Source organism: Staphylococcus sp. acrmy, assembly GCF_022690565.1.
Lineage (GTDB): Bacteria > Bacillota > Bacilli > Staphylococcales > Staphylococcaceae > Staphylococcus > Staphylococcus caledonicus.
Window position 1 is genome coordinate 1 of sequence record NZ_JALCVE010000020.1, and the last position, 6,845, is coordinate 6,845.

Genomic DNA, 6,845 nt, shown 5'->3' on the forward strand with positions numbered 1-6,845 from the left:
AGATGTTAAAGGCAACCAATCATTAAACTAAAGGCAACCAATCATTAAACTAAAGGCAACCAATCATTAAACTAAAGGCAACCAATCATTAAACTAAAGAAACTTTTTTTATATTAGGTTTCTTTATGTTATTATTGTTTATAAAATAGTTATTATAAGTATTTTCAATTAAAGTTAATAGGAATCTTTATTCTATAAAGGTTTCTTTTAGATTGGAGTGGAGTTAGTTGAGTGGAGAAACAGTAGTATATAAAAATGATATGAATTTAGTTCCATTGAGAAAATTTAATAATACTGAAGTTAATCTATTTTTTACTTTGTGTAATAAATTAAAAGATAAAGGCAATTTGACTGTTAATGTGCCATTTGAAGAATTAAAAGAATTAAGTAATTACTATAGTCATGATAAAAAGCTTTTTATTCAAGATTTAGAAAAATTCTATGATAAAGTTTTCTCTTTAACATATAGAGAAGAAACTGAGAATGTTATTAGAAAATTTATTCTTTTTACTAAAGTAGAAATTTATAAAGATAAAGAGTATGTGGCTATTGGTGTTAATCCAGATTTAGAACATATTATTAATTCATTAACTAGTAACTTCACTAAATTTGAACTTAGAGAAATGACACACCTTAAATCTACATATTCTAAGCATATGTTCAGAATACTTAAGCAGTATAAACATACTGGCTATGTAAAAATTAAAATTGATGATTTTAGAGAACGGCTAGATATTCCTAATAGTTACCGTATGACAAATATTAATCAAAAAGTATTAGCCCCTATCATTAAAGAATTAGGCTTCATTTTTAATAATCTTAATATCAATAAAATAAAGGCAAAAAAAGGACGTAAAATTGAATGGTTAGAGTTTACTTTTGATGCTGAGAAACGTATTCACAGTAAACGACAGCCACAAATGGTGAATATAGGTAAGTCACGACAATATATCAGTCGTGAGAAAACACCAAAATGGTTAGAAGAACGCACATATGAAAAACAAACACAAAATGAGTATGATCCACAATTAGAGAAAGAACGAGAAGCCTTTTTAAAACAGCTCCAAACCGATTGGGAAGAATAATAAAAGTAGATGAATTTTTACAAATAGTATCTGCTGATGTATACTGAAGGTAACAAGTGAAGTATGGTTCGCCATATGTCAAAACCCCACTGCCGACCAAAGCAAAGTGGGGTTTTTTATTTATCTTTTTAGGTTATCTGTAATGTAGTTCGCAACTACACCAGCAATAACAGATAAGATAAATGTTCCAACAAGTGAGAGTATCGTTAACGCCATATGCACACCTCCTTTGTGCACGGAAGTGCCTTTCTATTATAAATTATTAATAGAAAGGATGATATGATGAAACGGATTAAATTAAATTTCTTTGATTTAGATGAAATTAGTAGTAGAGAGTTTGATTTCTCAGTTTTAATCATTATGTTATGTATCGCATTTAGAAATTACTTCAGAGGTTATGGTTTTGCTATTCATTTAACTTCCGACTTATTTTTTGAAATGACATTGCTATTACTCCCAGTATCACTTTTACTCTTAAATAAAAAGACAAATGAAGAAATCGCTAATACATTAAAAAGTAATATACCTCTCATCTTTCCAATTTTAGGGGGTATGTTTTATATAGGTATAGGGAGATTTTTAATATATCTCGCTCACAAGATCCCAATCATTGACTTCATATTTAGTCTTTTTGGATTAGTCATGTTAATTGCTGGTATTATAAACATTTTAATTTCAATATTAATATTCGTTACAAAACAACGCGTAAAACAATCAGCGTCTAAAAAATAGACGCTCTTCAACTGAATAAATATACAAAAGTTCTCTTAATGAAAATGCATGAAAACGTGTGGTTGGGGGTATGTATAAAACATGCATAGCCCATAGAGTACCCATAATACGCCAACCCCCGACATGTCGGGGGTTGTTGCGTTGTTAGAAGTTAACATAATTAGTTCTTATGGGTAGCTAATTTGTATATTCTATGTATAAGCTTATTTAATATTAACATTACTTGAATATACTATGTTTTACAGAATAAATTCATAAATGTATATGTTACATTAAATATGTAAGTGTTAATAGTAAACCTTCGAATATATTTATTTTGGCTAAAAAACTTACAAAAATAACAGTATTTATTAGGAGGATTACAATGAAAATAGTAGTTATTGGTGCTACTGGCACAATAGGTAAAAGTGTATCTAAGAAACTTAAAGAAAATAATCATGAAGTTATTGAAGTTGGCAGTAAATCTGGTGATTATCAATTAGATATTACCTCTCCAACAGAAATTGAACAAATGTATAAAGATATTAAAGATATAGATGCTGTTGTCAGTGCCACGGGAGGAGCAACTTTCAAATCCCTATCAGATATGAGTTTAGAAGAAAATAATGTAGCCATAAAAAGTAAATTATTAGGACAGATAAATCTTGTTTTAATAGGCCAACACTATTTAAATAAAAATGGTAGCTTTACTTTAACTTCCGGAATTATGATGGATGATCCTATTTTATTAGGTTCTTCAGCAGCTATGGCAAATGGTGGTGTCTCAGGATTTGTTACATCAGCAGCTGTAGAATTAAAAAATGGTTTAAGAATTAACAATGTAAGTCCTAATGTCGTTGAAGAAGCTTTAGATAAGTATGGAGAATTCTTCAAAGGATTTACAGCTGTTCCAGTTGATAAAGTAGCAAATGCATTTATTAAAAGTGTTGAAGGCGCTCAAACTGGACAAACGTATAAAGTTTATTAATGTTTTAGTATCTCATTATCTTATATTCAATTTTCATTTTTAAAAGACCCAGACGCTGATATGACGGTGTTTGGTTCTTTTTCCTTTAATTAACATAATTTATCCTTATGGGTAGTTAAATTGTATAGTTTATTCATTTCTCTTTTTTAATTTTATTAATAGAAATATAATCATCAAAAGAAAAGAAAACATAGTAATGACAGATACTGTAGAACCATATTCACCACCAGTTATAAGTATATTGGAACTTTTATAAATATATTCTGCAATACTTTCATTCTCTCTTTTAGTCGTAATATTAAATAATTGTGTAGCGTCAAATAAAAAATGAATTGCAATAGAAGCCCATATGGTTCTGTAATAAATAGTTACTAATCCATAAAATATACCAGCAATAAATAAGCCAATAATAATAAGAATGATATTTTTTAAATCATATTGTCCAATCATTAAGTGTAATAAGCTAAATATAATTGAACTAACAATAAGTCCATAGTAAATATTAGTTTTCTTTTCAATCAATCCCATCATGAAACCTCTAAAAAACAATTCTTCAGAAATAGCTGTAGCTAAAGAAGTTATTAAAATAACAGTACTAATATTTAAAATATTAGTATTTATTTTCCAATATCCTTGAGTGAAAACAATAAATATTACGTACATAACTCCAATTCCTACAAATCCTAAAACAATTGAACTTAAGTTTAAACTAGGCTTTGTAATACGAAAACTTTTTAAATCTGATTTTATTATTTTTGAAATCCAAATTGTGAAAATTACAAATGTTAGTACTACAATTAATAAATGAAATAATATATATCCTAAATCTCCCATACCTATAATTGGAATTAATCCTATTAACGGAGTTAAACCATTAATTAAAGTCATTATAAATATTGCTAATAGACATTGAAGAATTAGATTTACTATTTTTCTCAATATTCTTTCTCTCCTTTACATCAATTAAGAGAATATTTGAGATAAAGATCCACAAATAATTACTACCACAATAATTACTAGCCACCATTTTTCAGAAAGAAATTCCCATACATTCATTCCTCTTGAATTATTAATAGAATCTTTCTCTCCAGTAATTAATTCATTTAAAGAAATATCAAATATATTAGATAACTTTAAAAGTGTATTTATATCGGGCTCTATCATATTTTTTTCCCATTTGGATACAGTTTGTCTGGTAGTATTTAATTTCTGACACAAATCTTCTTGGGTCATATTGAGTAATATTCTGTGTTTCTTAATTTGTTCTCCTAATATCATTTTTACACCTCCAATTTTAAATGAAATTACAATAACAAAATAGAATGAAAAACGAGCATAATCATTTCAATTAGTAACATTATGTTAAATAATCTTAACTTATTTAAACTTAAATATAACATTTAGCACATTAATTGGTCTTTATAGATTTATCCGTTTTATTATTTGTAATTTTTAGTGGCTAGCAAATAGCCACTTATTTTTTCGACAGAAAAAATCCTAAGGGGCTTGGGGATATTCCCCAACAAGCCGGCGAGCTACCACGTAAGTGGCTAGCAAAGCCAGTGCTTGCCAAACCACTTAACGACTTGATGAATCTTACTTTATCATATAAAGTAAGATGTAAGAAAGGCGTTATCTTTCGAAGAAAGCGTGGTGGGATGTATGAGCGAACAAAATACATTTGTGGCTAGCGACGAAACTGTTGGGCGAAACCGTAAACCCAACCGTAAGGAGCCGAAACAAATCAGTTTTCGTGTGAGCGAATCCGAATATTTAAAGTTGAAACAGTCAGCTGAAACTTTAAATATGAGTGTGCCGAATTTCGTTAAGAAAAAGGCACAGGGCAGTCGATTAGTCGCACCTAAATTGGATAAAACAACGCGACAATCGATAGCCAAAGATTTAGGGAAATTAGGTTCAAATGCCAATCAAATTGCTAAATATTGTAATCAACATCAATATGACGCACCCAATTATGAGGCATTAGAACATAATATCAGCGAATTACGTGAAAGGCTTGATGAGATATGGCAACAACTAAAATAAGTGCGACTAAATCAACGTCACGTGCCATTAATTACGCTGAAAAACGGGCTGTTGAAAAAAGTGGGTTAAATTGTGATGTCGATTATGCCAAATCGAGTTTTAAAGCATCTCGTGAGCTATATGGTAAAACGGACGGTAATCAAGGGCATGTGATTATCCAATCGTTTAAACCCGATGAAGTGACCTCAGAACAATGTAATCAGTTAGGTTTAGAACTCGCTGAAAAATTAGCACCCAATCATCAAGTCGCTGTGTACACACATAATGATACGGATCATGTACACAATCATATTGTGATTAATTCAATTGACCTCGAGACAGGTAAGAAATTCAACAACAATAAACAAGCGTTACGTAATGTCAGAGATTTCAATGATGAGGTCTGTCGATCACATAGTTTGAGCGTGCCAGACAAAGACACAGCACGCTTACGTTACACCCAAACCGAAAAAGCCATTGCCGACCCCAATACGAAATCGACAGCTCAATATTCATGGAAAGATGAAATCAGGGAGGCGATTGATCAATCACAAGCAACCAATATGGACGAATTTCAAATGCACCTCAAACAACATGGGGTTGAAATTGAACGTGTCACGCCCAAAAGTATTACTTATCGACATTTAGCCGAAGATAAAAAAGTGCGTGGGCGTCGATTAGGTGAAGATTACAACAAAGGAGGCATAGAAGATGGCTTTGAAAGACAAATACAACGACAACAACAAGAACGAGAATCAGACACCGACTTCCAGCCAAAACGACCAACTTCAAACCGTGATGAATCAACTGAACGAGATACAGGCGTCACTCAATCAGATTGGGACAAATTCGCCCAAGACACAAATGAGCTTGAGCGTCGCCGACAAGCTGCAGAATCAGCAAGACTTGCTGATGAAAAGGCTCGAAGAGATCGAGAAGAGAGAGAACGAGCGAAACAAGCGTCACGACGAATTATTAACAACGATCGAGACCACGGCCTCGAACTTTAATCAAGCGACTGAAATCACACAAAAGCGTTTTATCAGTGTAGCGAAACACTATATTGAACGCATTAATAACGATAATTTAAAACAAGATTTTCAAACAGCCATCCAAGAAGAATTGAAAGATGTAAAAACAGACACACATAAGGCGATTGAGCAGTTACAAACCAATCAAGCAGAACTGCAACAAGCGAATAACGATTATAAAGCAACCATGGATGAACGTATCAAGCACAACGAAACAGCTGTTAAACAATATGATCAAGCGTTTCATCGTTTAACCAAAGGCATTACAGCGATGTTTTTTATTATTGCTTTAGTCATGGTCACATTTTTAGTCTTAAGTCCCTTAGGCGACTGGTTAGGTGTGCAACATTTTTATGAATGGCTGAACTATGTCCTGAAAACAGGTCATTCAGCATGGCGTTATTTCATACTTATTTTCTATCTTGTTCCTTATGCTTTATTTGGAGGACTTATATATGCCATTTTAAGCGTGTATAAGCGCATTTAATATAAATGTTGAATAAAAACCACATTTGAGGTAATAAAAAAGCTGTATCAAGCTTAAAATAGCTTAGAAATGAAAAGAGAAATAAAAAGTAACACACGCCATTATGCCGAGAAAATTTATTGTGCATTGAGAAGAACCCTTAATTAAACTGTTTCGACGAATGTCGGTATAGCGTGAGCTATGAAACCGACGAGTCGACAGTTTTGGGGTTTATTAAGGGTTCAGAGGCTCAATGTCAATAAAGCAATTGGAATAATGCATTAAAGTTATATTACTTATTGCTTTTTTAAATAATAAAAACCAACCACAAGTGTGGTTGGTTTCCTTTTTGTCTTTTGAATTTGTGAGGGGCAAATTGCCCCGAACTTTTTAATATCTTTTTATAAATCTTTTTAAAACCTTTTTAGGAGGCATTTGATCCTCAGAGTGACAACGGATTTGAGATGTTAAAGGCAACCAATCATTAAACTAAAGGCAACCAATCATTAAACTAAAGGCAACCAATCATTAAACTAAAG

The 6,845-nt window shown here is 31.5% G+C and carries 8 protein-coding genes; 6 read left to right on the plus strand and 2 right to left on the minus strand.

Annotated elements, in window-relative coordinates:
• The first annotated feature begins 227 nt into the window (after nt 1–227).
• The 3 genes from FH144_RS11920 (at nt 228) to FH144_RS11930 (ending at nt 2,784) form a co-directional block, all read left to right on the plus strand.
• Nucleotides 228–1,085 (plus strand): replication initiation protein, encoded by an 858-nt coding sequence (locus FH144_RS11920; RefSeq protein WP_002487639.1) that lies wholly within the window; start codon nt 228–230, stop codon nt 1,083–1,085.
• Nucleotides 1,086–1,367: 282 nt separating this feature from the next.
• A complete protein-coding gene (locus tag FH144_RS11925) occupies nt 1,368–1,817 on the plus strand; it encodes a hypothetical protein (protein WP_001836863.1) in 450 nt (149 codons plus the stop codon).
• A 364-nt stretch (nt 1,818–2,181) separates the two neighbouring features.
• Entirely contained in the window at nt 2,182–2,784 is a 603-nt protein-coding gene (locus FH144_RS11930; protein WP_002447413.1) for a short chain dehydrogenase, read from the plus strand.
• Nucleotides 2,785–2,913: 129 nt separating this feature from the next.
• Here FH144_RS11930 and FH144_RS11935 read toward each other — a convergent pair whose 3' ends face one another.
• Both FH144_RS11935 and FH144_RS11940 read right to left on the minus strand, forming a co-directional pair.
• Complete coding sequence (locus tag FH144_RS11935; protein WP_196507810.1) at nt 2,914–3,723, minus strand: CPBP family intramembrane glutamic endopeptidase; 810 nt, start codon at nt 3,721–3,723, stop codon at nt 2,914–2,916.
• A 24-nt stretch (nt 3,724–3,747) separates the two neighbouring features.
• Complete coding sequence (locus tag FH144_RS11940; RefSeq protein WP_065426400.1) at nt 3,748–4,062, minus strand: helix-turn-helix domain-containing protein; 315 nt, start codon at nt 4,060–4,062, stop codon at nt 3,748–3,750.
• A gap of 384 nt (nt 4,063–4,446) precedes the next feature.
• Here FH144_RS11940 and FH144_RS11945 point away from each other — a divergent pair, with 384 nt between their 5' ends.
• Genes FH144_RS11945 through FH144_RS11955 form a run of 3 tightly spaced genes read left to right on the plus strand, consistent with a single transcriptional unit; the run spans nt 4,447 to nt 6,327 of the window.
• Nucleotides 4,447–4,830, plus strand: a complete 384-nt coding sequence (locus FH144_RS11945; protein ID WP_012818281.1) for a plasmid mobilization protein — start codon at nt 4,447–4,449, stop codon at nt 4,828–4,830.
• Nucleotides 4,812–5,819 carry a relaxase/mobilization nuclease domain-containing protein gene (locus FH144_RS11950; RefSeq protein ID WP_012818282.1) on the plus strand — a complete coding sequence of 336 codons (1,008 nt, stop codon included), beginning with the start codon at nt 4,812–4,814 and terminating at the stop codon, nt 5,817–5,819. Before FH144_RS11945 ends, FH144_RS11950 begins: the two co-directional genes overlap by 19 nt.
• Nucleotides 5,722–6,327 (plus strand): mobilization protein, encoded by a 606-nt coding sequence (locus FH144_RS11955; RefSeq protein ID WP_228448958.1) that lies wholly within the window; start codon nt 5,722–5,724, stop codon nt 6,325–6,327. Before FH144_RS11950 ends, FH144_RS11955 begins: the two co-directional genes overlap by 98 nt.
• Nucleotides 6,328–6,845: the final 518 nt, after the last annotated feature.

What these genes read in the sequence shown, in the direction of transcription:
- FH144_RS11930 (WP_002447413.1), top strand. Translation starts at nt 2,182, where the DNA reads ATGAAAATAGTAGTTATTGGTGCTACTGGCACAATAGGTAAAAGTGTA.
- FH144_RS11945 (WP_012818281.1), top strand. Translation starts at nt 4,447, where the DNA reads ATGAGCGAACAAAATACATTTGTGGCTAGCGACGAAACTGTTGGGCGA.
- FH144_RS11940 (WP_065426400.1), bottom strand. Translation starts at nt 4,062, where the DNA reads ATGATATTAGGAGAACAAATTAAGAAACACAGAATATTACTCAATATG.
- FH144_RS11955 (WP_228448958.1), top strand. Translation starts at nt 5,722, where the DNA reads ATGAAAAGGCTCGAAGAGATCGAGAAGAGAGAGAACGAGCGAAACAAG.
- FH144_RS11925 (WP_001836863.1), top strand. Translation starts at nt 1,368, where the DNA reads ATGAAACGGATTAAATTAAATTTCTTTGATTTAGATGAAATTAGTAGT.
- FH144_RS11950 (WP_012818282.1), top strand. Translation starts at nt 4,812, where the DNA reads ATGGCAACAACTAAAATAAGTGCGACTAAATCAACGTCACGTGCCATT.